This is a genomic window from Paraburkholderia sp. UCT31 (assembly GCF_014397655.1).
Classification (GTDB): Bacteria; Pseudomonadota; Gammaproteobacteria; order Burkholderiales; family Burkholderiaceae; genus Paraburkholderia; species Paraburkholderia tuberum.
Genome location: NZ_VZQP01000013.1, coordinates 1 through 25,309 on the forward strand (window position 1 = coordinate 1; position 25,309 = coordinate 25,309).

22 protein-coding genes and 1 riboswitch are annotated in these 25,309 nt (G+C 64.0%); of the genes, 15 read left to right on the forward strand and 7 right to left on the reverse strand.

Going from position 1 to position 25,309, the window contains the following annotated elements; all coding sequences use genetic code 11:
* Positions 1 to 499: 499 nt before the first annotated feature.
* On the reverse strand, positions 500 to 1,711 hold the full coding sequence (locus tag F6X40_RS13160) for an MFS transporter (RefSeq protein WP_187628172.1): 1,212 nt from the start codon (positions 1,709 to 1,711) through the stop codon (positions 500 to 502).
* A gap of 298 nt (positions 1,712 to 2,009) precedes the next feature.
* Positions 2,010 to 2,109, forward strand: a riboswitch (guanidine-I (ykkC/yxkD leader).
* A 57-nt stretch (positions 2,110 to 2,166) separates the two neighbouring features.
* Between F6X40_RS13160 and F6X40_RS13165 the strand changes: the two genes are divergently transcribed.
* The 8 genes from F6X40_RS13165 (at position 2,167) to F6X40_RS13200 (ending at position 12,375) form a co-directional block, all read left to right on the forward strand.
* A complete protein-coding gene (locus tag F6X40_RS13165) occupies positions 2,167 to 3,237 on the forward strand; it encodes a putative urea ABC transporter substrate-binding protein (protein WP_187616418.1) in 1,071 nt (356 codons plus the stop codon).
* Between the two features lie 75 nt (positions 3,238 to 3,312).
* Entirely contained in the window at positions 3,313 to 4,125 is an 813-nt protein-coding gene (locus F6X40_RS13170) for an ABC transporter permease (RefSeq protein ID WP_187628173.1), read from the forward strand.
* Positions 4,122 to 4,913 carry an ABC transporter ATP-binding protein gene (locus F6X40_RS13175; protein ID WP_187628174.1) on the forward strand — a complete coding sequence of 264 codons (792 nt, stop codon included), beginning with the start codon at positions 4,122 to 4,124 and terminating at the stop codon, positions 4,911 to 4,913. The genes F6X40_RS13170 and F6X40_RS13175 overlap by 4 nt, the downstream gene beginning before the upstream one ends.
* A 13-nt stretch (positions 4,914 to 4,926) precedes the next feature.
* The gene (locus F6X40_RS13180) at positions 4,927 to 5,643 is read left to right on the forward strand and encodes an urea amidolyase associated protein UAAP1 (protein ID WP_184022980.1); all 717 of its coding nucleotides are present in this window, start codon (positions 4,927 to 4,929) and stop codon (positions 5,641 to 5,643) included.
* Positions 5,644 to 5,658: 15 nt separating this feature from the next.
* The gene (locus tag F6X40_RS13185) at positions 5,659 to 6,300 is read left to right on the forward strand and encodes an urea amidolyase associated protein UAAP2 (RefSeq protein ID WP_187628175.1); all 642 of its coding nucleotides are present in this window, start codon (positions 5,659 to 5,661) and stop codon (positions 6,298 to 6,300) included.
* Positions 6,301 to 6,472: 172 nt separating this feature from the next.
* Complete coding sequence (uca, locus tag F6X40_RS13190; RefSeq protein ID WP_187628176.1) at positions 6,473 to 10,072, forward strand: urea carboxylase; 3,600 nt, start codon at positions 6,473 to 6,475, stop codon at positions 10,070 to 10,072.
* Positions 10,073 to 10,089: 17 nt separating this feature from the next.
* The gene (atzF, locus tag F6X40_RS13195) at positions 10,090 to 11,922 is read left to right on the forward strand and encodes an allophanate hydrolase (RefSeq protein WP_187628177.1); all 1,833 of its coding nucleotides are present in this window, start codon (positions 10,090 to 10,092) and stop codon (positions 11,920 to 11,922) included.
* A 114-nt stretch (positions 11,923 to 12,036) separates the two neighbouring features.
* Entirely contained in the window at positions 12,037 to 12,375 is a 339-nt protein-coding gene (locus tag F6X40_RS13200; RefSeq protein WP_187628178.1) for a hypothetical protein, read from the forward strand.
* 76 nt (positions 12,376 to 12,451) lie between these two features.
* Here F6X40_RS13200 and F6X40_RS13205 read toward each other — a convergent pair whose 3' ends face one another.
* Positions 12,452 to 12,895: a MarR family winged helix-turn-helix transcriptional regulator gene (locus F6X40_RS13205; protein WP_184066623.1), complete on the reverse strand. Its 444-nt coding sequence runs from the start codon at positions 12,893 to 12,895 to the stop codon at positions 12,452 to 12,454.
* A 205-nt stretch (positions 12,896 to 13,100) separates the two neighbouring features.
* On the opposite strand from F6X40_RS13205, the gene F6X40_RS13210 reads away from it, so the two are divergent.
* Positions 13,101 to 14,570, forward strand: a complete 1,470-nt coding sequence (locus F6X40_RS13210; protein WP_260336435.1) for a DHA2 family efflux MFS transporter permease subunit — start codon at positions 13,101 to 13,103, stop codon at positions 14,568 to 14,570.
* A 23-nt stretch (positions 14,571 to 14,593) separates the two neighbouring features.
* Here F6X40_RS13210 and F6X40_RS13215 read toward each other — a convergent pair whose 3' ends face one another.
* Positions 14,594 to 15,307 (reverse strand): FadR/GntR family transcriptional regulator, encoded by a 714-nt coding sequence (locus tag F6X40_RS13215; protein ID WP_184022974.1) that lies wholly within the window; start codon positions 15,305 to 15,307, stop codon positions 14,594 to 14,596.
* 183 nt (positions 15,308 to 15,490) lie between these two features.
* Between F6X40_RS13215 and dgoD the strand changes: the two genes are divergently transcribed.
* Together dgoD and F6X40_RS13225 are read left to right on the forward strand one after the other, a co-directional pair.
* Positions 15,491 to 16,639 carry a galactonate dehydratase gene (gene dgoD / locus F6X40_RS13220; RefSeq protein WP_187628179.1) on the forward strand — a complete coding sequence of 383 codons (1,149 nt, stop codon included), beginning with the start codon at positions 15,491 to 15,493 and terminating at the stop codon, positions 16,637 to 16,639.
* 247 nt (positions 16,640 to 16,886) lie between these two features.
* On the forward strand, positions 16,887 to 17,189 hold the full coding sequence (locus tag F6X40_RS13225; protein WP_184006488.1) for a hypothetical protein: 303 nt from the start codon (positions 16,887 to 16,889) through the stop codon (positions 17,187 to 17,189).
* A gap of 134 nt (positions 17,190 to 17,323) precedes the next feature.
* Here F6X40_RS13225 and F6X40_RS13230 read toward each other — a convergent pair whose 3' ends face one another.
* Both F6X40_RS13230 and copC read right to left on the reverse strand, forming a co-directional pair.
* Positions 17,324 to 18,253 (reverse strand): CopD family protein, encoded by a 930-nt coding sequence (locus F6X40_RS13230; RefSeq protein ID WP_187628180.1) that lies wholly within the window; start codon positions 18,251 to 18,253, stop codon positions 17,324 to 17,326.
* Positions 18,250 to 18,627 (reverse strand): copper homeostasis periplasmic binding protein CopC, encoded by a 378-nt coding sequence (gene copC / locus F6X40_RS13235; RefSeq protein WP_090801770.1) that lies wholly within the window; start codon positions 18,625 to 18,627, stop codon positions 18,250 to 18,252. Before copC ends, F6X40_RS13230 begins: the two co-directional genes overlap by 4 nt.
* A 394-nt stretch (positions 18,628 to 19,021) precedes the next feature.
* Here copC and F6X40_RS13240 point away from each other — a divergent pair, with 394 nt between their 5' ends.
* From F6X40_RS13240 to F6X40_RS13255, 4 genes are all read left to right on the forward strand, one after another.
* Positions 19,022 to 19,753: a c-type cytochrome gene (locus F6X40_RS13240; RefSeq protein WP_184022971.1), complete on the forward strand. Its 732-nt coding sequence runs from the start codon at positions 19,022 to 19,024 to the stop codon at positions 19,751 to 19,753.
* A 21-nt stretch (positions 19,754 to 19,774) separates the two neighbouring features.
* On the forward strand, positions 19,775 to 21,076 hold the full coding sequence (locus F6X40_RS13245; protein ID WP_187628181.1) for a c-type cytochrome: 1,302 nt from the start codon (positions 19,775 to 19,777) through the stop codon (positions 21,074 to 21,076).
* A gap of 132 nt (positions 21,077 to 21,208) precedes the next feature.
* Positions 21,209 to 21,829: a PAQR family membrane homeostasis protein TrhA gene (gene trhA / locus F6X40_RS13250; RefSeq protein ID WP_187628182.1), complete on the forward strand. Its 621-nt coding sequence runs from the start codon at positions 21,209 to 21,211 to the stop codon at positions 21,827 to 21,829.
* A 225-nt stretch (positions 21,830 to 22,054) separates the two neighbouring features.
* Positions 22,055 to 23,635: a DEAD/DEAH box helicase gene (locus F6X40_RS13255; protein ID WP_184066638.1), complete on the forward strand. Its 1,581-nt coding sequence runs from the start codon at positions 22,055 to 22,057 to the stop codon at positions 23,633 to 23,635.
* A 59-nt stretch (positions 23,636 to 23,694) separates the two neighbouring features.
* Here the strand turns inward: F6X40_RS13255 and F6X40_RS13260 are convergent, their stop codons facing one another.
* Both F6X40_RS13260 and F6X40_RS13265 read right to left on the reverse strand, forming a co-directional pair.
* Positions 23,695 to 24,228, reverse strand: coding sequence for a hypothetical protein (locus F6X40_RS13260; RefSeq protein WP_187628183.1), 534 nt, complete (start codon positions 24,226 to 24,228; stop codon positions 23,695 to 23,697).
* 138 nt (positions 24,229 to 24,366) lie between these two features.
* Positions 24,367 to 25,194: a ferritin-like domain-containing protein gene (locus F6X40_RS13265; protein ID WP_026226031.1), complete on the reverse strand. Its 828-nt coding sequence runs from the start codon at positions 25,192 to 25,194 to the stop codon at positions 24,367 to 24,369.
* Positions 25,195 to 25,309: the final 115 nt, after the last annotated feature.

Below are 25,309 nucleotides of genomic sequence, written 5' to 3' on the forward strand. Positions count from 1 at the left end.
CGACGACGGGGAGCTCCTCGGCGCGGCGTTGCGGCAGCGGTTCCGGGCTACGCCCTCCACCGCTGCCGCAACGCCAGTACTCTCATCCTGATTGACGCGCTGCTCTCATCTTGTTTGACGCGCGGCACTCAAGTATTGCTTAGAGTCATTGAAGTAGTAAGTGCCCGTTAGCAAAAGCGCCGACTTCCGCCTGGTGGTGAACGTGATACGCTCGGTGTCACGGTTTTTCCGTGACACCTGTCAGCCCTCCGACCCGACGCGCCCTTGTAGACAGGGGTTTAGAGCGATTTGGCGGGTACGTCCCTGATTCGCCACCAGCTTCAAGAAAAAGCCGCTGTCCCACAAGGACAGCGGCTTTTTTGTTTTGAAACGCTGCCACGAAGCCTGACGACCGCTGGGCATCCGAGTTCAGGCAGACGCAGCGACACACCACTCAACGTTGGGGAAATAGCGGCAACAATGCGCGCATTTTCCAGACGGATACCCCGGCTATGCCACGTTAGCTCAGGTCGTGAAGAGATTGAGCCGGTGTCGGGTGAAAGAGCAGCAGCACCACGGTCATCAGACCGAAGGCTGCGCCCGCATAAAAGGTCGCGGCTGCGCCCAGACGTTCCCACAACTGGCCTGCGATAACGCTCGAAACCAGCGTCACGATGCCGCTTAGCAAATTGAAGAAACCGAACGCAGTCCCGCGCAGATGCGCAGGTGCCGTGTGCGCGACCATCGTAGCGAGCAGGCCTTGCGTCATCCCCATGTGCAGCCCCCACAGCGCTACGCCTACGACGACTATGCTCCAGTGGGTGCCGTGTGCAAGCACGAGGTCGGCGCCAATCGACACGATCAGACCACCTATCAGCAGCCGCGTATGCCGCATCGTGTCCGCGAGCTTCCCGAACGGATAAGCGGACAGCGCGTAGACGATATTCATTGCCACCATGACGAGCGGAACGAGCGCAATCGGTACGCCGCTGCCCATCGCACGAAGCACCAGAAAAGCCTCGCTGAATCGCGCCAACGCAAAAACGGCGCCTATCCCTACGACCCACCAGTAGTCCAAACCAAGCTCCCTGAGACTCTGCCACCGCACAGGATTGCTTCTTTTGGCGCGAGGCTCGTGCTCAGGCTCCGTGATACCAAACGTCAACAGCGCAACCGCGAGCACACCAGGAATGACGGCAAGCCAGAAGGCAAGCCGAAAATTATCTGCCCATATCAGCATGATGAGAACGGCCAGCAGCGGTCCGAGGAACGCACCGACCGTATCGAGCGACTGGCGCAGGCCGAAGGCCGCGCCACGCAGGTGCTGCGGCGTGACATCCGCGATGAGTGCATCGCGAGGCGCACCGCGAACGCCCTTGCCGACACGGTCAATGACGCGCGCCGTCACCACGACTCCAACCGACGACGCAATGGCAAAAAGCGGCTTGCTCATTGCGCCGAGCGAATACCCTGCTACGGCGAGCCACTTTCGGTTGCCGAGGTAGTCACTCAGCGTTCCCGAAAACACCTTGACCATCTGGGCCGTGGCCTCCGCGATGCCCTCGATGAGCCCGATCGTGCCGGCGCCGGCGCCAAGGCTTGCCAGCAGAAACATCGGCAGCAGGCTGTGGATGATTTCGGATGAGATGTCCATGAAAAGACTCACACATCCTGGAACCCACACGCTGCGTGGAATCTGCCGGACGACATTGACTTGCGGTTCGTTTCGCATTCGATAGGGATGGCATCAAATAACACGTTCGAACGGCGCAGACGCATGCGAGCAGCAAGGCAGCCCGCTACGACCGTTACATCTCATCTGGCTTCGCTGACTCGGATACCCGTCCTCTCACGCCCGAATCGAGTGCGCTCCCTGACACACATCAGTGCACACCTTCCCCGCCCCAGGGCAAAAACTTGCCCTTCGCCGCACAAAGCTAACGATCAACCCTCGGTATGGCCCCTGGCACACTTCCCGCTTTAAAGAGCGCGCAAGGAGCCGGCGCAACTCCGGTTCGACAAACAATCTGGAAATGGACGGCTAGGGTTCCGGCCTGCTTCACGCAGGTGCTGGTCCGAGAGCTGTCGACCTCAGGCGAGGTTACACGGCGGGATAAAAGCCCGGGAGAGAACGCGATGTTTGCGCTGCTCCCTGCCGTCGCTAACCGTCCCCTCCGAGGTCAACCCATGTTCAAGCTCGTTCGCTGTCTTGGCATTGCCGCCGTCTCCCTCGCCACCTTCGCCTCGAGCCCCACGTTCGCCGCGGGCCGCAACGACTTCAAGGTCTGCTGGACCATCTACGCCGGCTGGATGCCGTGGGGTGAGGCGAAAACCCAGGGCATCGTGTCCAAATGGGCCAGGAAATACGGCATCAATGTCGACGTCGTGCAACTGAACGACTACGTCGAGTCCATCAATCAGTACACGGCCGGCAAGTTCGACGGCTGCGCGATGACCAACATGGACGCGCTCACGATTCCCGCCTCCGGCGGCGTGGATTCGACGGCCCTGATCGTCAGCGACTACTCGAACGGCAACGACGGCGTGCTGATGAAGGGCAAGGGCAAGCAGATCGCCGACCTGAAGGGCCAACAGGTCAACCTCGTGCAGTTTTCCGTCTCCCACTACCTGCTCGCACGCGCGCTCGAAAGCGCGCACATGAGCGAGCGCGACCTCAAGGTCGTGAACACCTCGGATGCCGACATCTCGGGCGCATTCGCGACCCCCACGGTTCACAATGCGGTCACCTGGAATCCGATGCTCGCCGATCTGAAGTCGCAGCCGAACGTCAGCGAAGTCTTCGACTCCAGCAAGATCCCCGGCGAAATCATGGACATGATGGTCGTCAACACGAAGACGTTGCAGCAGAACCCCGCCCTCGGCAAAGCGCTGACCGGTGCATGGTTCGAAATGGTCGCGCTGATGCACACCGACTCCGCGGCCAGCACGTCCGCGCTGACCGCGATGGCGAAGGCCTCGGGCACCGATCTCGCCAACTTCAAGGGCCAACTGGCGACGACCGCCCTCTTCTATTCGCCGCAAGCCGCGCTCGACTTCGTCACCAGCGCCGACATGCCGAAGATCATGACGCGCGTCGCGAAGTTCTCTTTCGATCACGGCCTGCTCGGACAGGACGCGAAGAGCGCGGACGCGGTCGGCATGGCGTTCGACAAGGGCGTCGTCGTCGGCAACAAGAACAACGTCAAGCTGCGTTTCGATCCGACCTACGTCGCGATGGCGGCCGCGGGCAAGCTCTGAGCCGGACCGTCCAGGCACTCGCCGGGGGCTCGCTATCGCGGGCTCGCACCCCAGCTTTCCAACCAGGCGCTCACCATGCGACTCATCAATCGACATCCGAGCCGGATCGGCGGCTTGATGCTGCTCCTGCTGCCGTTCGTCGTGCTGTTCGCGGTCTACTTCACCGGGTCCTCGATGCGACTCTCGCTCAATCCCGATGACAAGCTGCTGCCGAGCGCGGCGCAAATGAGCGACGCGATGAAGTCGGCCGCCTTCACCGAGGACAAGCGCACCGGCGAGTATCTGTTGTGGACCGACACGCTGTCGAGCTTGCGGCGGCTCGGCATCGGCCTTATCGTCAGTGCCGTGATCGCACTGGTGGCCGCGATCGCGACCGGTTCGTTTCCGCTCGTCAGCGCGACGCTGTCGCCATTCATCACCGTGATCTCAATGGTGCCGCCGCTGGCGGTGCTGCCGGTCCTGTTCATCGTGTTCGGGCTCGACGAGTTGTCGAAGGTCGTGCTGATCGTCGTCGGCATCACGCCGGTGATCATTCGCGATCTGCATGCTCGCGCCCGCGAGATTCCGGTCGAGCTGTGGGTCAAGGCGCAGACGCTCGGCGCCACCAGCTGGACGCTGATTCTGCGTCTGGTGCTGCCGCAACTGCTGCCGCGTCTGCTGGCGGCGACGCGTCTTTCTCTCGGCGCGGCGTGGCTCTTTCTGATCGCCGCCGAAGCGATCGCGTCGACCGATGGCCTCGGCTACCGCATCTTTCTCGTGCGCCGCTATCTGTCGATGGATCTGATCCTGCCGTACGTCGCGTGGATCACGCTGCTCGCATGGCTCACCGACGAGCTGCTGCGCCGGATCACGCAATGGTGCTTCCCGTGGTACGGAGGCGCGCGATGATCGAAGTCCGCAACGTCTGGAAAGAATACGGCGACCAGGTCGTGCTCGAGCGTTTGAATCTGACCGTCAAGGAAGGCGAGTTCTGTTCGATGGTCGGCGCGTCCGGCTGCGGCAAGTCGACGTTTCTGCGCCTGCTGCTGGGTCAGGAGCGCGCGACGCGCGGCGAGATCCTGCTGGACGGCAAGCCGCTGCCCGGCGAACCGGACAGGCATCGCGGCGTCGTGTTTCAACGCTACTCGGTGTTCGACCATCTGAGCGTGTTGCGCAACGTGATGCTGGGGCTGGAGCTTCCACAGGCGAAGTTCACCGGCCGGCTATTCGGTGCCCGTCGGCGCGTGGCGCAAGACGAGGCAGCGGCCATGCTCGAGCGCGTCGGTCTGGGCGCGGCCTTGAACAGGTTTCCGCAGCAACTGTCGGGCGGCATGCAGCAACGCCTCGCGATCGCGCAGGCGCTGATGATGAAGCCTCGCGTGCTGCTGCTCGACGAACCGTTCGGCGCGCTCGACCCCGGTATCCGCAAGGACATGCATGAGCTGCTCTCCGACCTGTGGCGCGAAGCGAAGCTCACGATCTTCATGGTCACGCATGACCTGAAAGAAGGCTTCACGTTGGGAAGCCGCGTGCTGGTTTTCGACAAGGTGCGCGTCGACCCGCAGGCGCCGGGCGCCTATGGCGCGCGCATCACCTACAACATTGCGCTCGACCGTAGCCGCGATTCCATGTCCGCCGTGCATATCGCCGAGGCTGCCGTGCGAGGCGCATCGCCTATCGAACTGGTCTCCGACTGAAGGGAACTCAGGTATGAACTCAGATACGACCTTATTGCTTGAAGAAACCGTCCCGGGCGGCGGCCATACGTCGCTGATCGTCAAGCGTGGTCGATCGCTGCGCATTACCGACCTGCGCGGCGGTGCGAACGTCAGCGTGATGATGGTCAACGCGACGGAAAAGAGCGAACGGCTCAATCTGCCGGATTCGTTGAAGTGCCAGCACACGGCCAGGCTCACGGTCGGGCACTGCCTGTACTCCGACATGGGCCGCGTGCTTGCCGCGATCGTCGCGGATACCTGTGGCTGGCACGACAGCATCGGCGGAGCTTCGAACGCCGACGAGGTCCGCGAACGATACGGCGCGGGCCGCTACCAGGAGCTGCGCAACGCGTTCTATCGCAACGGCACGGACAACCTGCTCGTCGAAATGGGCAAGTGGGGACTCGGCATCACTGACCTGCTGATGACGCTCAATCTGTTCAGCCGTGTCGATGTCAGCGACGACGGCGTTCTCAGTTTCGTGCCAGGAAACTCAAAAGCCGGCAACTACGTCGAGCTCTACGCACCGATGAACACGCTCGTCGTGCTCACCGCGATCCAGCACCCGCTCGACCCGAACCCCGAGTACGCGCCGAGGCCCGTCAAGCTCGAGTTGAGCGACGCGCGGCCCGAGGTCGCCGAAGTTTGCCGCACCGCATGCGAAGAGAACGCACGCGGTTTCATCAACACAGAACGCTTCTTTCTTTGAGCGAAGGCCACGCTTATGACCAGCACGCTTATCGTCAGCGACAAACGTCCGGAAACCGCGGTCTATCGCGAGACACTCGCCGCCGGCGAGCCGTGGCTTCACGAGGTGAAGGCCGGGCAAACGCTGCGCATCGTCGATCTCGAAGGCAACCAGGCGGTCGACACGCTGTTCTACAGCCTCGCCGATCCGCGCGAGCGCTTCGACCCGCAACGCACGTTGCGCCGGCAAAAAAGCCTCTACCTGACGTCGGGCTCGGTGCTGTACTCGAACCTCGGCAATCCGATGCTGACGATCGTCGCCGACACATGCGGCCGCCACGATACGCTCGGCGGCGCCTGCGCGCAGGAAAGCAACACGGTGCGCTACGCCCTGGAGAAGCGCTACATGCACAGCTGCCGCGACAACTTCCTGCGTGCCTGCGCTCACGACGGCCGCCTGTCGAAGCAGGACATCGGCGCGAACGTCAACTTCTTCATGAACGTGCCGGTCACGGCCACGGGCGGGCTCAGCTTCGAAGACGGCATTTCCGCGCCGGGCAAATACGTCGAATTGCGCGCGGAGATGGACGTGATCGTACTGATCTCCAACTGCCCGCAGCTGAACAATCCATGCAACGCCTACAACCCGACGCCCGCGGAGCTGCTGATATGGAATTGAAGCGCATCCGCCACTGGCTTTTTCTCCTCATGCTGGTTCGCTCGGGCCGGTACTTCAGCCGTACGCGCGAAGAACTGACCCAGACGCATCGCTGACGCGACTTCGGCCGTGGACGACCACGGCCGGCCATTCCCACGGCGGGACGGCCCGCCTTCGAATCAACACACCTTCCATGTTCGAGAAGATTCTGATCGCCAATCGCGGCGCTATCGCGTGCCGCATTCTCAGGACGTTGCGCGAACTCGACGTCACCGGCGTCGCCATCTATGCGCAAGCCGACCGAGCGAGCCGCCACGTCAGCGAAGCGCCTGTCGCGCATGCGCTCGGCGAGGGTCCGGCCGCGCTGACTTATCTCGACGTGGCCAAGATCCTCGCGATTGCGCGTCGCGAAGGCGTGCAGGCGATCCATCCCGGCTACGGCTTCTTATCGGAGAACGCGGCGTTCGGCGAAGCCTGCGAAGCGGCCGGCATCGCGTTCATCGGACCGACCCCCGCGCAGCTTCGCGCGTTCGGCCTCAAGCACACGGCCCGCGAAATCGCGGCCAACGAAGGGGTGCCGATGCTCGAAGGCACCGGGCTGCTCGCGGACTTGCCGGCGGCGCTCGCGGCGGCACAGGCCATCGGCTATCCGGTGATGCTGAAGAGCACCGCGGGCGGCGGCGGCATCGGCATGCGGGTATGCTGCAACGGCGACGAACTCGGCGCCCATTTCGATGCCGTGAAGCGCCTCGGCGAAAACAATTTCAGCGATGCCGGCGTGTTTCTGGAGAAGTACATCGAACGGGCGCGGCATCTGGAAGTGCAGGTATTCGGCGATGGCAAAGGCGACGCGCTCGCGCTTGGCGTGCGTGACTGCTCGGTGCAGCGGCGCAATCAGAAGGTGCTCGAGGAAACGCCCGCCCCCTGCCTGCCGGACGGCATTCAGGCCGCGCTCTGCGAGGCAGCGGTCAAGCTCGCGAAAGCCGTCGACTATCGCTCCGCCGGCACCGTCGAATTCGTGTACGACAGCGCCGCCGAACAGTTCTACTTCCTCGAAGTCAATACGCGTCTGCAGGTCGAGCACGGCGTCACCGAACAGGTGTGGGGCGTCGACCTCGTGCGTTGGATGATCGAACTGGCGGCCGGCACGCTCGCGCCGCTGAAGCACCTGGCGGCGAGTCTAACGCCGCGAGGGCACGCGATCCAGGCGCGACTCTATGCGGAAGATCCGGGGCGTGATTTCAAACCGAGTCCGGGCCTCTTGACCGATGTCGCGTTCCCGAATGCCGACGGGCGCGCATTGCGCATCGATACATGGATCGAGGCCGGTTGCGAAGTGCCGCCTTACTTCGACCCGATGCTCGCGAAAGTGATCGCGTGGTCGCCGACTCGCGATGAAGCGCGCGATGCGCTCGACGATGCGCTGCGCAACACCCGACTCTACGGCGTCGAGACCAATCGCGACTATCTGCGCCAGATTCTGCGCGACCGGCCGTTCGCGTCGGGCGAACCGTGGACTCGATGTCTCGAAGGGCTCAGGTATCGGGCCAGCACGGTCGAAGTCGTCAGCGGCGGCACGCAGACGACGGTGCAGGACTATCCCGGCCGCCTGGGCTACTGGGCAGTCGGCATCCCGCCGTCGGGGCCGATGGATGACCGGGCGATGCGGCTCGGCAATCGCCTGCTCGGCAATGCGGCCGACGCCGCCGCTCTCGAAGTCACGATGAGCGGGCCGACGCTGCGCTTCAACACGGATGCCGTGGTCGCCATCACCGGCGCGCAGATTCCGGTGCTGCTCGACGATGTCGCTCAGCCGGTGAACACGAGCCTCCATGTGCCGGCGGGTTCGACGCTCGCGCTCGGCACGATACGCGGCGCGGGCGCGCGCGCTTATCTGTGCGTGCGCGGCGGCTTCGACGTCGCACTGTATCTCGGCAGCCGCAGCACCTTTACGCTCGGCCAGTTCGGCGGACATGGCGGCCGCGCGATCCGCGCGGGCGACGTGCTGCATCTTTATCCGCTCGACGATGCGCAGGCCGGCGCGGCGCTCGTCGACGCGCCGACGCTCGACGGCGTGCGCACCGTTCGCGTGATCTATGGCCCGCACGGCGCACCTGAATACTTCAACGCCCGCTATATCGCGCAGCTGCTCGACACCGAGTGGGAGGTTCACTTCAACTCCAGCCGTACCGGCGTGCGCCTGATCGGACCGAAACCCGAGTGGGCGCGCGAGGACGGCGGCGAGGCTGGACTGCATCCGTCGAACATTCACGATAATCCGTACGCGGTCGGCGCCGTCGACTTTACCGGCGACATGCCCGTAATTCTCGGACCCGACGGCCCGAGTCTCGGCGGCTTCGTCTGTCCGGTGACGATCATCGAGGCGGACCTCTGGCAGATCGGCCAGTTGAAAGCAGGCGACAGGATCCGCTTCGCGCCCGTCGAAGTCGAAGAAGCGCGTGAGGCTGCGCGTGAGCGTCGTCGGGAACTGGAGAGCCTCGAGATTGCACCGGGTGCGCCGAGCGAAAGAAGAGCATCGCTGACGTCGCCGATCGTGCTCGATACCGGCGCGGACCGCGACAGACTCGTCGCACGTGTATCCGGCGACACACATCTGCTGCTCGAAATCGGTCCAGCGGAGCTCGACCTTGTGGCACGGTTTCGCGGACATGCGCTGATGCAGTCCCTCGAAGCGCAGCATCTGACTGGCGTCATCGATCTCACGCCGGGCATCCGTTCGCTGCAGATCCACTACCGGCCCGAGGATCTGCCGCTCGCCAGGTTGCTCGACATCGTCGCGCGGGCGTGGGACGAGGTCTTGTTGCAGAAGGATCTGCGCGTGCCGTCGCGGGTCGTTCATCTGCCGCTGTCATGGGACGACCCCGCGTGCCAGCTCGCGATCGAAAAATATATGACCACCGTGCGCAAGAACGCGCCGTGGTGCCCGAGCAACCTCGAATTCATTCGCCGCATCAACGACCTCGACTCCATCGACGCGGTCAGGCAAATCGTCTTCGAGGCGAGCTATCTGGTGATGGGCCTCGGCGACGTGTACCTCGGCGCACCCGTCGCGACACCGCTCGACCCTCGTCACCGGCTGGTCACGACGAAATACAATCCGGCCCGTACGTGGACCGCGGAGAACTCGGTCGGCATCGGCGGCGCGTATCTGTGCGTGTATGGCATGGAAGGGCCTGGCGGCTATCAATTCGTCGGCCGCACGTTGCAGATGTGGAATCGCTACCGCGAAGTCGCGGATTTCGCCGGCCAGCATTATTTGCTGCGCTTCTTCGACCAGATTCGTTTCTACGAAGTATCGGCCGACGAACTGTTGCGCATCCGCGCGGACTTTCCGCTTGGGCGTTTTCCGTTGCGGATTGAAGAGTCCGAGCTTTCGTTGCCGGACTATCAGGCGTTTCTCGCTAGCGAATCCGCCAGCATCGAGCAGTTCCGTTCAAGACAGCAGGCGGCCTTTCAGGCCGAGCGCGCGCGGTGGCGTGAAGCGGGCACCTCGGAAGTCACGTTCGAGACGCCGGTCACCGAAGACACTCAGTTAGCTCCGCTTCACGACGGCGAAGTCGCCGTGGACAGCGAGATCGCCGGCAGCCTCTGGCAAGTCAAGGTGAAAACCGGCGACGCGGTCGACGCGGGCGACGTGCTGCTCATCATCGAGTCGATGAAGATGGAAATCGCGGTGTGTGCGCCGTGCGCCGGAACGGTCGGCGAGATCTACGTGGCGCCGGGTTCGCCCGTGCGCGCGGGGCAACGCGTCGCCGTCGTCGAACGTCACTAATTATCTGGACGCAAACCATGTCTTCATTCTCGTCATTCGATCTTCGCCTCCCGACACTTCGCTGCGCATACCGTGATGGAACGCTCACGCCGCGCAGGCTCGTCGCTGAACTGCTCGAAAAAGCTGCGGCGCTCAATCCATCGTTCAATCTGTTCATCCATCTTCTGACCGAAGATGAAGTCGCGCCCTACCTCGACTGGCTCGACACGCAGGACGTCGAAAGCCTGCCGCTCTATGGCGTTCCGTTCGTGATCAAGGACAACATCGATCTCGCCGGCATTCAGACGACCGCCGCGTGCCCCGCGTTCGCGTACACGCCGTCGCAATCGGCGAGCGTCGTTGCGCAATTGATCGCGCTCGGCGCGGTGCCGCTCGGCAAAGCCAATCTCGACCAGTTTGCGACCGGTCTGAACGGCACCCGGTCGCCGTATGGCAAGTGTCGCAATAGCGTGCATCCCGACTATCCGTCGGGCGGCTCGAGCGCGGGGTCGTCACTCGCGGTCGCGCTCGGCGTCGCCAGTTTCGCGCTCGGGACCGACACGGCCGGTTCCGGTCGCGTGCCTGCCGCGCTGAACAATCTCGTCGGTCTCAAGCCGACTAAAGGCCTGCTGTCCACCGCGGGTGTGGTGCCCGCGTGCCGCACGCTCGATTGCGTGACGTTCTTCACGGCGACGGCGAAAGAAGCGAGCGAGTTGCTTGCGTTGAGCGCGCACCCCGATCCTCGCGATGCATACAGCCGCGCGAATCCGCAATGGAATACGGCAGGCGCGTTTGGCGAGCCCACGGCGTTCAAGTTCGGCGTGCCGGCGCAACTGGAATTCGCCGGCTGTTCCGAGAGCCCCGGGCTGTTCGCGAAGGTGCGCGCGTTGCTCGAAGAAGCAGGTGGTGAAGCTGTCGAAATCGACTTCACGCCGTTTGTCGAAACCGCCAATCTGCTCTATCAGGGGCCGTGGGTGGCCGAGCGTTACAGCGTGGCGGGCGAGTTGATGACGGAGAAACCCGCCGCGGTTTTGCCCGTCATTCGCGATGTGTTGGCGAAGGCACCCGACGCGAGCGCGGTCGAACTGTTTCGCGCGCAGTACCGCTTGCAGGAATTGAAGGCCGTCTGCGATGCGTCGATCGATTCACTCGATTTCGTTCTGACGCCGGCGTATCCGCGTGCCGTGACGCTCGACGAGTTGGAGCGCGACCCCATTGGTCCGAACTCCCTGCTCGGCTATTACACCAACTTCATGAATCTGCTGGACTATGCCGCCGTCGCTACGCCGACCGGTTTCATGAAGAATGGTCTGCCCTGGGGCGTGACCGTCTTTGGCCGCGCGTTCACCGACCAGTATCTGTTGGGTGTGGCCGACCTGCTGCAACGAAAGAGCGGCGTGCACTGCGTCGGAGGTCTAACCGTCGAGCCGGAGCCGCGCGGCGAACGATGCGCGGCGAGCCACGATCGCATGCGGATCGCGGTCTGCGGCGCACACATGCAAGGGTTGCCCCTCAACCGCGATCTGCTTGCCCGACGCGCGCGGCTCTTGCAGGCCACTCAGACTGCCGCGCAATACCGGTTGTCGGCACTGCCTGCGTCGGCGGACGGCACGAAACGTCCAGGCCTGTGGCGCGTCACCGACGGCGGCGCAAAAATTGCTGTCGAAGTGTGGGAAATGCCCAGCGCGGAGTTCGGCTCGTTTATTTCGACCGTTCCGTCTCCGCTGGTTCTGGGGAAGGTCGAACTCGTCGACGGTTCCTGGGTTACCGGTTTCCTCTGCGAGCCCTATGGCGTGCAGTCGGGAACCGATATCTCGGAGTTTGGCGGATGGCGAGCATGGCTTGCCAGCGAGCGTTGCGCGAGTTTCTGATGGAACGAACGATGAGCAGCGGCGTCGCAGGGTATGGGCAGTGAAGCGCCGCGGGTTTTGTTGGCACCTCCGGCTTCCTTCCGCAATTCCGTCGCAACTTCGAGAGGTTCCTTAATGACGCTCCGCACCGTCGCGCTCGCCGCAACCACCGCTGCGCTCACGCTCGCCGGCACGACCGCCGCCCTCATCGCACAAGCTCAAACGCCGAGCACCGCCGACAGTCAATGGCGCGCCAGTTCCACCATGCTCGCGACGCTGCTGCAGGACGGCTACAAGATCGTCGCCGTGGTCAACAACGGTCCCGCCGACACGATCTTCGTGCAGCGCGATCAGAGCGCGTTCAAATGCATCGATCCGCAGCAATCGGATGCAAAAGCAAAAACGTCGGTGGCGCCGGGCTGTTACGAGCTGGTACCGCCGAGCGGCGCCACGCCGGCGTCGGAATCCAGATAACGTGATTTGAAGCGCGAGCTCAACGTAACCTCGGCTCGCGCGAAAGACTTCGGCGTCGCGCCAACACCGCGACGCTTCAGCGATCCACGATCCGGCTCAGATTGCCGCGCACCCGCTGCAGCAGCGCGATCAACTGCGCCGCTTCTTCATCGCTGAAACCATTGAGCGCTTCGAGCGCGACCTCGTCGCCGACCTTGCGCGCCTTGCCGAGCGTGCGCTCAGCCTTCGGCGTCATGCGCACCTGGCGCTCGCGGCGATCCTGCGGATTCGCGGTCCGCTCGATCCAGCCGCCCTCCTCCATCCGGTCGAGCAGCCGGCCCGCCGAGATCGGCGCGACCTCGAGCAGATCCGCCAGCCGGGCCTGATTGATGTCGCCGTAGTGGCCGAGATAGGCCAGCACGCGACACTGCGCGCGCGTCAGATCGACCGACGACCTCGCGAGATCGTCGAACCGCTTGCCCGCCAGCCGGCCGACGTCGTAGATCAGAAAGCCGAAGCGCTCTTCGAATTGGGTTTTCATGCGCGGATTATACGGAAGCACTTCGGCGTACAGCGCGACTGCGTGTGCGTTCTATCCTCGGCACAACTCCGGATAGCGCCAACCCGTATAGTCGATATACTAAGCATGCTTACTATATCGACCCTCCCCACCATTCATGTCTTCCGCCTCCACGTCGACGAGCGCCACTGAGCTGCTCAACCGGCCGATGATCACGATCTCGATCATGCTCGCGACGCTGATCCAGACCCTCGACAGCACGATCGCCAACGTGGCGCTGCCGCATATGCAAGGCACGCTGTCCGCGTCGCAGGACGAGATCACGTGGGTGCTGACCTCCTATATCGTCGCCGCCGCGATCGCCACGCCGCTCACCGGCTGGCTGGCGGATCGCCTCAGCGTGAAGCGGCTGCTGCTGATCGCGATCGGCGGCTTCACCGTGTCTTCCGCGTTGTGCGGACTCTCCGAGACGCTGCCGCAGATCGTCGTGTCGCGTCTGTTGCAAGGGATCTTCGGCGCGTCGCTGGTGCCGCTGTCGCAGTCGATCCTGCTCGACATCAACCCGCGCGAAAAGCAGGGCCAGGCGATGGCCGTGTGGGGCATGGGCGTGATGGTCGGGCCGATCCTCGGTCCGACGCTCGGCGGCTGGCTCACCGATAGCTACAACTGGCGCTGGGTGTTCTTCATCAACGTGCCGATCGGCGCGATCGCGCTGTTCGGCGTCGCGAGCTTCCTGCCGACGCGCGAGCCGAAACACGACGTGAAGTTCGACGCGTTCGGCTTCATCACGCTCGGCCTCGCGATCGGCGCGTTGCAGGCGATGCTCGATCGCGGCGAGCAGCTCGACTGGTTTTCGTCGACCGAGATCGTGATCGAGGCGCTCGTCGCGGCAATCAGCTTCGCGTTCTTTCTCGTGCACACGGCGACGATCGGCGAGCGCTCGTTTTTCAAGTACAAGTTGCTGAAAGATCCGAACTTCGCGACCGGCACGTTGTTCATCTTCGTGATCGGCGCGGTGATGTACGCGACCCGTGCGCTGCTGCCGCCGATGCTGCAAAACCTGATGGGCTATCCGGTCGCGACCACGGGCCTCGTCACCGCACCGAGCGGCGCCGGCACGATGGTCGCGATGCTGATCGCCGGCCGGCTGCTCAAGCGCGTCGATGCGCGGCTGCTGCTGCTCTGCGGCTTCCTGATTTCGGCGTTCGCACTGTGGCAGATGATGCAGTACACGATCGTGCTATCGGCATCGGACATCGTGTGGCCCGGCGTGATCCAGGGCTTCGGACTCGGCCTCGTGTTCGTGCCGCTGTCCACGCTGACGTTCTCGACGCTGTCGCCGGAGCTGCGCGCGGACGGCACCGCGACTTATAGCCTGATGCGCAACATCGGCAGCAGTATCGGCATTTCGATCGTGCAGACGCTGATGACGCGCAACACGCAGATCTCGCACGCGGACCTCGCTGCGAACGTCACCGCGTTCAATCCGGCGCTCCAGTCGATGCTCAACAGCGGCTCGAACTATGACATCGCGGCGCTGAACGCGTCGATCACGCAGCAGGCGGCGATGGTCGCGTATCTGAACGACTTCAAGCTGATGTTCGTGGCGACGCTGCTGGTCATCCCGCTGTTGCTGCTGATCCGGCCGTCGCACAAGGCACCGGATGCGTCGATCGCGCATGCGGCAATGGATTGAGACCGAATGCGCCGACGTCCGCCTCAGCCTTCGATTCGCCCGCGCGTCACGCCGAGCAATGACGCCATCGCCGCGTACGCCGCGGCGGCATCGCGCGCGCGAATCGCGTCGAACACCGCCGTGTGCTCGGCGAGCGACGCGTTGAACACATCGGCGCGTTTCGCATTGAGCCGCAATTGTGCCTCGAGCGTGCGCTCGATCAGCGCGCCAAGCGGGATCAGCAGTTCGTTGCTGCACGCGGTGAGCACGCACAGGTGGAACTGCAGATCCGCGCGCACCCATTCGTCGACGTTGCGCGCCGCCACCATCGCGGTATGCGCGGCCGCAAGCGCACCCAACGTGTCGTCGGTGTGCGCGGCGGCCGCGAGGCCGGCGGCGTAAGGCTCGATCATCTCGCGCATTTCCTGCAGCTTGAGCGCGAACGCCATCGGCTCGGCGACGCGCGAATACCAGTCGAGCAGATCGGCATCGAGCAGATTCCACGCGGACTTGACCCGCACGCGCGTACCCACGCGCGGCCGCGATTCGATCAGCCCTTTCGACGTCAACGTGCGCAGCGCCTCGCGCAGCACCGTGCGGCTCACGCCGAACATCTCCATTAACTCGGCTTCACGAGGCAGGATCGACTCCGGCGCATAGTCGCCGCGCAGAATCGCGGTCGCCAGCAGTTGGGCGACTCGCCCGTGCAGATCGTGCGTAATGGTTTTCTCCTCGCGGTTGATGATCCCGTCGCGCAACGCGCGCGGTAAGTCGGCCAGATCTCACCACTATGTGGCAAATAATACTATTAATAGTATTTAAGTGCAGTTTTGTTGTAGCATGGAATTCCCCGAAATTTTGCATGCCCGCAGACCATGCTTTGCATGGGTTCGGAGTAAGCGCCAAAGCGCCAACTCCGATCGACACCGGAGACACACACCATGAAAATCACCAAGCTCGAAACCTTCATCGTCCCGCCGCGCTGGTGCTTCCTCAAGATCGAGACCGACGAGGGCATCGTCGGTTGGGGAGAGCCGGTGGTGGAAGGCCGCGCGCATACGGTCGCCGCGGCCGTCGAGGAACTGTCCGATTATCTGATCGGCAAGGACCCGCTGTTGATCGAGGATCACTGGCAGGTGATGTACCGCGCGGGCTTCTATCGCGGCGGCCCGATCACGATGAGCGCGATCGCCGGCGTCGATCAGGCGCTGTGGGACATCAAGGGCAAGCATCACGGCGTACCGGTGCATGCGCTGCTCGGCGGCCAGGTGCGCGACAAAATCAAGGTGTACTCGTGGATCGGGGGCGACCGTCCGAGCGATGTCGCGAACAACGCACGCGCGGTGGTCGAGCGCGGCTTCAAGGCCGTCAAGATGAACGGCTCGGAAGAGCTGCAGATCATCGACACCTTCGACAAGGTGCAAGGCGTGATCAACAACGTCGCGGCGGTGCGCGAGGCGGTCGGGCCAAACATCGGAATCGGCGTGGACTTCCACGGCCGCGTGCATAAGCCGATGGCGAAGGTGCTCGCCAAGGAACTCGACCCGTACAAGCTGCTGTTCATCGAAGAGCCGGTGCTGTCGGAAAACGCCGAGGCGCTGCGCGACATCGTCAATCAGACCAACACGCCGATCGCGCTCGGCGAGCGTCTCTATTCGCGCTGGGACTTCAAGCACATCCTGTCGGGCGGCTACGTCGACATCATCCAGCCGGACGCGTCGCACGCGGGCGGCATCACCGAGTGCCGCAAGATCGCCGCGATGGCGGAAGCCTACGACGTCGCGCTCGCGCTGCATTGCCCGCTCGGCCCGATCGCGCTCGCAACCTGTCTGCAGATCGACGCGGTCAGCTACAACGCGTTCATCCAGGAACAGAGCCTCGGCATCCACTACAACCAGGGCAATGACCTGCTCGATTACATCAAGAATCCGCAAGTATTCAAGTACGAAGACGGCTTCGTGTCGATTCCTCAGGGCCCCGGACTCGGCATCGAGGTCAACGAAGAGAAGGTCCGCGAGATGGCGAAGGTCGGTCACCGCTGGCGCAATCCGGTGTGGCGTCACATGGACGGCAGCGTCGCCGAATGGTGATCTGAACACCTGAGCGAAGCAGGCGGAACGCCGCCGGCGGGCCACGTGACGCGCGGGCCGTCGCAGTAACGTAACATCCCGGACCAGCCGGCTCGAACCGGCGTTCGAGCGCTGCCGCCCCGACCTGCATCACTCCCCGCCGAGCCTTATCCCGCCTGGCTTTCGCGACGTTTGTTCGGTATCGGACATACGTATGGCCTGCTCCTTGCTGAAATGCATGCCAACAACGCATGCAGCGAGGAGCACCATGGGCGAATTCCTTCCTGACTATCTGATCCGCGAACAGGCGGCGGTCGGCGCGCTGGTTGCGTTCGGCGTGCTGCGCATCATCGGCGCGATGCTCGCGTACGAGCGCGGATGGAACATCTCGGTAGTCGGGAAATGCTTTATCGCCGCGGCGGTGCTGTACTGCCTGCCGCAGGTCTTCGATCTGCTCACGCAGATGGTCGGCTCGCACGCGGCCGGCGCCGAACTCGAAGGCAAGGCCGCGGGCTGCGCGATCGCGTTGTTCTGCGCGCCGATTCTCGGTCATCGCCTCGGCTTCGAGTAAGCGGGCTTCGCAGTGCGGCGCCTTTTACGCGGCGCGCATCCGCGGGTGCTGTCGTAGAACTGACGCACGATGGACGCGCGCGGCCGTCGCGCATCCATCGCCGATTGGTCAATCGCCTATGCCGCGCCGCGCGTTCAACCGAGCGCAGCGAACGCCGGCGCGGTGTGTGACAACGCGGCCGCGACGACGAACACGCCGATCATCAGGAGCGCTTCCAGATACATCACGTTGACGAAGGTGTGCGCATCCATCGTCGATGCGGTGCGACGCAGGCGTGGCAGCGCCGATGTGCGGTTCAGCGCGCCGAGCACCAGCGCGAGCGCGACCAGCACGAGCTTCAACGTCAGCACATGACCCCACGTGCTCGCCTGAATCGCTTCGAACGAACTGCCCGAGTCGCGCACCGCATTGAAGACGCCCGACAGCAACACCAACGCGACCGCGACGATCGACACGTTCGACACCTGGGTCGCCGTGCGGATCAGCATGCCCCGCGCAGTGGATGCCCCGAGCGCCGGCAGCACCGCCAGGCCGGAGGCCATCGCGAGTCCGCCCCATACGCTCGTTGCGAGCACGTGCAGCGTCTGCATGCCGATCGCGGCCGACACCACGCCGGCATCGGCCGCATGACCGAGCGACGCCTTACCCGCCGCGATCGCGAGCACCGCGAGCCACAGCAGCGTATTGCGCAGCATGCCCGTGCCATGGCTCAGCGCGGTGCCGAGCAGCACCAGCGCGCCGCCGAACGCGACGCTCCAGCCATAGCCGACATGCGTTTGCGTCAGCACCGTCGGCACCGCGCCGAACGCCGCGGACAACGCGACACCGCTCATCGACGCCGCCTGATACAGGAGCCAGCCGAGATCCGCGAGCACCAGCACGATGGTGGCCGCGAGCATCGAGCGTTGCGCGCGCATCCAGCCGGGACGCGCCGGTGAAGTGCCCTGGAGCCCGTCCCTCGCGAGCCATGCGCCGAGTAGCGCCGAGCCGACGGCAAAGCCGAACGAGACGTTCATGAGCGCGGCCATTGCGACCTGCCCGATCCACAGTCCGTCGAAGTTCATTTGACGTTGAACGCGAAGTCGCCATGGGTACGATGGCCGTCGGTGGCCACCGCGATCCAGTGCACCGCATAGCGGCCGCTCGTCAACTGAGGCAGCGCGAGGTGCATCACGCGGGCGTCCGCGCTATCGACCGTCGACGCGCCCGGCGTCGCGGGCTTGCCGCTTGCATCGGCGAGTGTGATCTTGCTGAATGCGGGCTCGAGCGGCTCGGTGAAATGGATCGTCAGGTCGGTAGGCGCGACGGCGTCGGCGTTCGCGGCCGGCACGCTCGAGATCAGATGCGCATGCGCGAACGCGGTGGACGACATGGCCAGCGCCACCGCGCCGGACATCAACGCTCGCAGCGTCGACGAGGAGAAATCGAATAGCTTCATGTAAGGCCGATAGCGGATGAGAACGAACGGAACATAGGCGGGCCGGCGAGGCGCATCGTCTGCACGACGGCCGGCGAGCCCGGAAGTGTACGCTTCGATGGCGCGCGCGGGGATCGGTTCAACCTGGCTTGATCGAATGCGTCACACGGCATCACGTTTGCGGCGATGCCGCCGTGATTATTTTTGAGGCAAAGACGTCGACCACGATCCGTGACGCAACCAAAGTCCGAAACCGGCATAACGCGACACACTGTCGCATGGCGGTCACACCTGGAACCGTCTCTAATGCGGCAAATAGTCACCATTACCCTTCGATGATAGAATGCTGCGTCGCCGCGGCGACGGCTGTCCTTCACACCGAGCCGCCCGAAGTTCGGTCAGGTCCCCGATTCTGATGGAGTTACGCGTGTCTTCAAGACGCCTCTTCCGCCCGTTGCTTGCCCTTCTGTTGATCGGCACCGCGGGTGTCTATAGCGCAGCGAAAGCGCAGACTCAACCGAAGGCCCCCGACACGATGGAAGCGCGCGTGCAAGGCTGCACGGCCTGCCATGGCTCGCATGGGCAAGGTACCGACAACGACTACTTCCCGCGCCTCGCCGGCAAGCCGGCGGAATATCTGTTCAATCAGTTGCAGAACTTCCGTGAAGGGCGCCGCAGGTACCCGCCGATGAACTACCTCGTCACGTATCTCTCCGACGACTACCTGCATCAGATCGCCACCTTCTTCTCGCAGCAGCGCCCGCCGTATCCGACGCCGGCCAAGCCGACGGTCTCGGCCGCCACGCTCGCGCGCGGTGAGCAGATCGTGCTGCACGGTGATGCATCGAAGCAGGTGCCCGCTTGCGCGGCCTGCCACGGCAAGGCACTGACCGGTATGGAACCGGCGATTCCGGGTCTCGTCGGTCTGCACGCCGACTACATCAGCGCGCAGCTCGGTTCATGGCGCTCGGGCACGCGTCACGCGATCGCGCCGGACTGCATGCACACCATCGCCACGCGCCTCAGCGACGAAGACGTGAACGCCGTCGCGGCCTGGCTTTCCACGCAGCAGGCTCCGCCAAACCCCGTGCCGGCTCCGGCCCGCTCCTTGAAGACTCCGCTTGCCTGCGGCAGCGAACCGCAATAAGGCGCCGGGAGAGACATTCAAATGAAACACAAGTCTTTGTTCGCCCTCTCGGCAGTCGTCGTGGTCGCGGCCGCCGCACTCGTTCCCGTCCTCTGGTCGGGCGGCGACAATCTGCATAGCAGCGGCGCAGCCGTGGCGGCAACGCCCGCGGACCAGGCCGACCTGATCAAGAAGGGCGAGTACCTCGCCCGCGCCGGCGACTGTATCGCCTGCCACACGGTGCGCGGCGGCAAGCAGTTTGCCGGCGGCCTGCCGATGGCCACGCCGTTTGGCACGATGTTCACGCCGAACATCACGCCGGACGACCAGTACGGCATCGGCAAGTGGACCCAGGACGACTTCTATCGCGCGATGCACACCGGCCGCTCGAAGGACGGCAGCCTGCTTTATCCGGGCTTCCCGTTCACGAGCTACACGAAGGTCACGCGCGCCGACTCGGACGCGATCTACGCGTACCTGCGCTCGGTCGCGCCGGTCAACGTGCCGAGCCGTCCGCACGAACTGAAATTCCCGTTCAACCAGCGCAACATGCTGATCGGCTGGCGCACGCTGTTCTTCCGTGAAGGCGAGTTCAAGCCGGATCCGACCAAGTCGGTCGAATGGAACCGCGGTGCGTATCTGGTCGAAGGCCTTGGTCACTGCGGCATGTGCCACACGTCGATCAATGCGATGGGCGCCCCGGTCAACTCGGCCGCGTTCGCGGGCGGCCTGATTCCGCTGCAGAACTGGTATGCGCCGTCGCTGACGTCGAACCGCGAAGCCGGCCTCGGCGACTGGGACCTCAAGGACATCGCCGACCTGCTCAAGACCGGCGTGTCGAACCGCGGCGCGGTGTTCGGTCCGATGGCCGAAGTGGTTCACAACAGCCTGCAGTATCTGTCGACCGAAGACATCAACGCGATGGCGACGTACCTGAAGACGATTCCGCAGAAGAGCGAAGCACCGGAACCGCTGCAGCTCGAAACCTCGGAAAAATTCGGCGGCGAACTGCTGAAGCAAGGACAGAAGATCTACGCTGACAACTGCGCGAAGTGCCACGAGGATAACGGTCTCGGCCGGCCGCCGGCATTCCCGCCGCTCGCGAACAACCAGTCGATCCAGATGCCGTCCGCGGTCAACCCGATCCGCATGGTGCTGAACGGTGGTTATCCGCCGAGCACGGAAGGGAACCCGCGTCCGTATGGCATGCCGCCGTTCGCGCAAGCTCTGTCGAATCAGGAAGTCGCAGCGGTCGTGACGTACATCCGTATGTCCTGGGGCAACCACGGCACGGCCGTGTCGCCGCAGCAGGTGGCCGATCTGCGTTCGGCGCCGCTCGACTAAGCAGGGTTCGACGCACCCCGGGCGCGGCCTGCGAAATTCGCGGCCGCGCCCTTCGTTCTTTCAGGACCGGTATCATGTAGGGCTATTTGTGTTGGAGGTTGCCCTCGTGGGACCGTGCAGGAGGAAAGAGTTGTGCCCTTCGGTGAGCGTTTGAACAGCATCACCCATCTCGTCGGCGCCGTGCTGTCGGTGGTGGGGCTGGCGACGCTCGTCACGATGGGCACGCTCGCCGGCGACGCGTACAAGGTCGTCAGCTTCGCCGTATATGGTGCGATGCTGTTTGTGCTGTATGCGATCTCGACGCTGTATCACGGCGTCAGCCATCCGCGTCTGAAGGCGGTTCTGCAGAAATGCGATCATTCGGCGATCTACCTGCTGATCGCCGGCAGCTACACGCCGTTCACGCTCGTCACGTTGCGTGGACCGTGGGGCTGGTCGTTATTCGGCGTGAGCTGGGGGCTCGCTGCCCTCGGCATCGTGCAGGAACTCACGCTCGGGCGACGCACCCGCAGCGTGTCGATGGTGCTGTATGTGTTGATGGGATGGCTCGCGCTCGTAGCCGTCCACCCGCTGGTGCAGGCGTTGCCGGCCGCGGGGACCGCGTGGCTCGTGGCCGGCGGCGTCATCTATAGCGCCGGCATCTATTTCTTCATCAACGACGAGCGCATCCGCCACGGACATGGTATCTGGCACCTGTTCGTACTGGCGGGCAGTCTGTGTCAATTCGTCAGTGTCGCGCGCTATGTCGCGTGACATTCCACGGCGACGAATTGCAACTTAAGGCCAGTCGACGTGTCTGCATAGCGCGTTGAAACATTCGGCACATCTGTGAGCGTGCCGCCGATTTCTCCGTGAACGGAACCGGGCCTCGGCCTCGAACACGCCATGCGGGCGTGTCGATGCCGCGCTGGTTTTTCCGCGTTGGGGTCCTTTGGGCCCAGCGGGGCCGTTCGCGACACTGCATTGCAAAGAGCTTTTATGTCTTTTGATTCCCTCGGCTTGTCCGAACCGCTGGTCCGCGCTGTCAATGAACTCGGCTACACCAGCCCGACTCCGATCCAGACTCAGGCGATCCCGGCCGTGCTCAACGGCGGCGATCTGCTCGCCGGCGCGCAAACCGGCACCGGCAAGACCGCCGGCTTCACGCTGCCGATCCTGCAGCGCCTGAATTCGATGCCGCCGGCCGCCGGCGGCAAGCGCGTGGTGCGCGCGCTGATCCTCACGCCGACGCGCGAACTTGCCGCGCAGGTCGAAGAAAGTGTGCGCGCCTACGGCAAGTATCTGAAGCTGAAGTCGACCGTGATGTTCGGCGGCGTCGGCATCAATCCGCAGATCGATGCGCTCAGGCGCGGCATCGATATCGTCGTCGCGACGCCGGGCCGTCTGCTCGATCACATGCAGCAGAAGACCATCGACCTGTCGCATCTCGAGATCCTCGTGCTCGACGAAGCGGACCGCATGCTCGACATGGGCTTCATCCACGACATCAAGCGCGTGCTCGCGAAGCTGCCGCCGAAGCGCCAGAACCTGCTGTTCTCGGCGACCTTCTCCGACGAGATCAAGACGCTCGCCGATGGCCTGCTCGACTCGCCGGCGCTGATCGAAGTCGCGCGCCGCAACACGACGGCCGAAACGGTCGCGCAGAAGATTCACCCGGTCGATCGCGACCGCAAGCGCGAGTTGCTCACGCATCTGATCCGTCAGCACAGCTGGTTCCAGGTGCTCGTGTTCACGCGCACCAAGCACGGCGCGAATCGCCTCGCCGAGCAGCTGACGAAGGACGGCATCAGCGCGCTCGCGATTCACGGCAACAAGAGCCAGTCGGCGCGCACGCGCGCGCTCGCCGAGTTCAAGGACGGTACGCTGCAGGTGCTGGTGGCGACCGACATCGCCGCACGCGGCATCGATATCGATCAGTTGCCGCACGTGGTCAACTTCGATCTGCCGAACGTGCCGGAAGACTACGTGCATCGCATCGGCCGCACGGGTCGCGCGGGTGCGACCGGCGAGGCGGTGTCGCTCGTGTGCGTCGATGAACTGCAGTTGCTGAAGGACATCGAGAAGCTGATCAAGCGTCCGGTCCCGCAGGAAGTGATCGCCGGTTTCGAGCCGGACCCGACCGCGAAGCCGGAGCCGATCCTGCGACGCGGGCAGGGCGGTGGCGGGCGCTCGCCGCGCCAGGGACAAGGTGCGGTGCGTCGTGACGGCGGTGCTGGTGGTGGCGCACCGGCCAAGCCGGCTCAAGGCTCCGGTCAGCGTTCGGGACAAGGCACGGGTCAGCGTTCGGGCCAGCGTGCGTCGAACGCTCAGCCCACGCCGCGGCCACAAGGTGCGAAGCCGGCCGGCAATGGCAGTCAGCCGCGTCGCGATACGCAGCGTAACGACGATCGGCCGCGTACCGCCGCGCATGATGGCGCTCCCGCGCATCATGCGCCGCGCAAGCCGCAGGGCAATCGTTCGCACAACGGCAATCCGGGCGCGTTGCTCGGCGGCGGCGCGAAGCGCAACGATGCGCCGCGTGGTGCGCAACCGTCGCGCAACGGCGACCGTGGCCGTTAAGCGTCGCGCGGCCTAAAGGCTGCCCGCGCATCAGCCGTTAGCGCTTCCCTGCTCGAAGACTAACGGCGGCTCGCGGCGGCAGCCTGCTTCAAATGCTCGACCTGCCGTTCCCATCGCTCGAGCACCACACTCCCCTCTCCTTGCAATTCGAACGTGATGCCGCCCGTCAGGCGCGCATAACGGACGCTTTGCGCTTCCGCTGTGTCGATCGAGCCGAGCAGATAGACGAGGCCGCTGTCGTCGCCAGCAACACCGGGCAGCGGCGCGACGCGCAACTGCACCTGATAGAACGCCGCATCGCAGACGAAGCTCAGCGCCGCGCGCCCGCTTTGCGCGATCGCGCGCGTCGCGCGCGCCTGCGGCCATAGCGCGATGCACAGCGTGCGCGAGTCGGGCGCATAGAGTTCGCCGACGCTCAGCAGAGATGTGCGCACGTGGCCGTTCGCATCGACGCTCAGTAGCGACGCGGTGAAGCCCTGCTTGTCCGCAAGTGACGAACCGTCGAACAACGCGCGCACGTTGGCCGGCCATTCGTCGAACACGATCTGTTCGAGCGGGCGCGCGGACGTAGATGCGGAGGAGGAAGCGCTCATACCATCGATCCAGTCGAAGTAGTCGGTAAAGCTCCATCATGCCTCGAAAAAACCAAAGCCCGCATGAGCGGGCTCCGGTTCGTTTCGTCAGGTCGTTGCAGCTGCATTCAGCCGATGTCTCGCGCAACGTTCGATAGCTCAGCGGAAGAATACGTGCTGCGTGATCTTCGCGAGCGGATAATGCACACCCGGCTGAATGCGCGCCGGCAGATCGAGCGGCTTGAGCAGCATCTTCACGCACATGTCGGCGGACAGATTGCGGCGCACCAGCTTGTTGATGCGCGCCGCGCGCTCGCGGTTATACGCGGAGTCGTGCACGCGCTCCGGATAGCGAATCGCGAACACGTGCCGCAACGCGATCTCCGAATCTTCGTTCTTGATTTCCATCACGCGACGCATCAACGCGCCGAGCACCGCGAGCCGACCGTTGCCCTCGATCCGGTTGTACTTCTTGAAGTACCTGAAAAAGTGCTTGTAGTGACGGACCTCGTCGGTGCGGATGTTGTCGGTGATCTGCTTGAGGACCGCTTCGTCCGAGCACTCGTTGATCGCGCGGTACAGCGTCGCGGTACCCGTTTCGACTACGCAACGCGCGACCATCTCCAGCGCGCGGGTCTTTTCGAAATCCTCGACCGAGCACGTGAGCGAATACTCGCCCATGAAATTGCGGAAGGCGGTGTCCCAGTCGAACTCGGGCCATACATACGCGATATAGGTCTTCAGCGCCCGGCCGTGCTGCATTTCCTCGGGCTCCCACTCGTGGTTGAGCCAGGCCGAGACCTCGGGATCGTCGTTGAAAAACGTACTCAGATTGCTGGTGTAGAGATCGGTGCCGCTTTCGATGAACGAAGCCGCGCACAACAACAGCAGCAGGTCCTCGTTGGCCGCGGCCTTCTGACGGTCAATGCGCGTCAGATCGATGTCTTCGATCCGCCAGGGCATGACATGGTTCAGCTCTGTGTGCATCGTATCTTGCTCCCATGCTGTACCGACCCGTGGAGTTCTTCGCAACTGCCACCGCGCTCGCAGTGATGTTTCTGCGTGTCGGATACAACGCCGTGAATTAGAGTTGGGCCCTTGT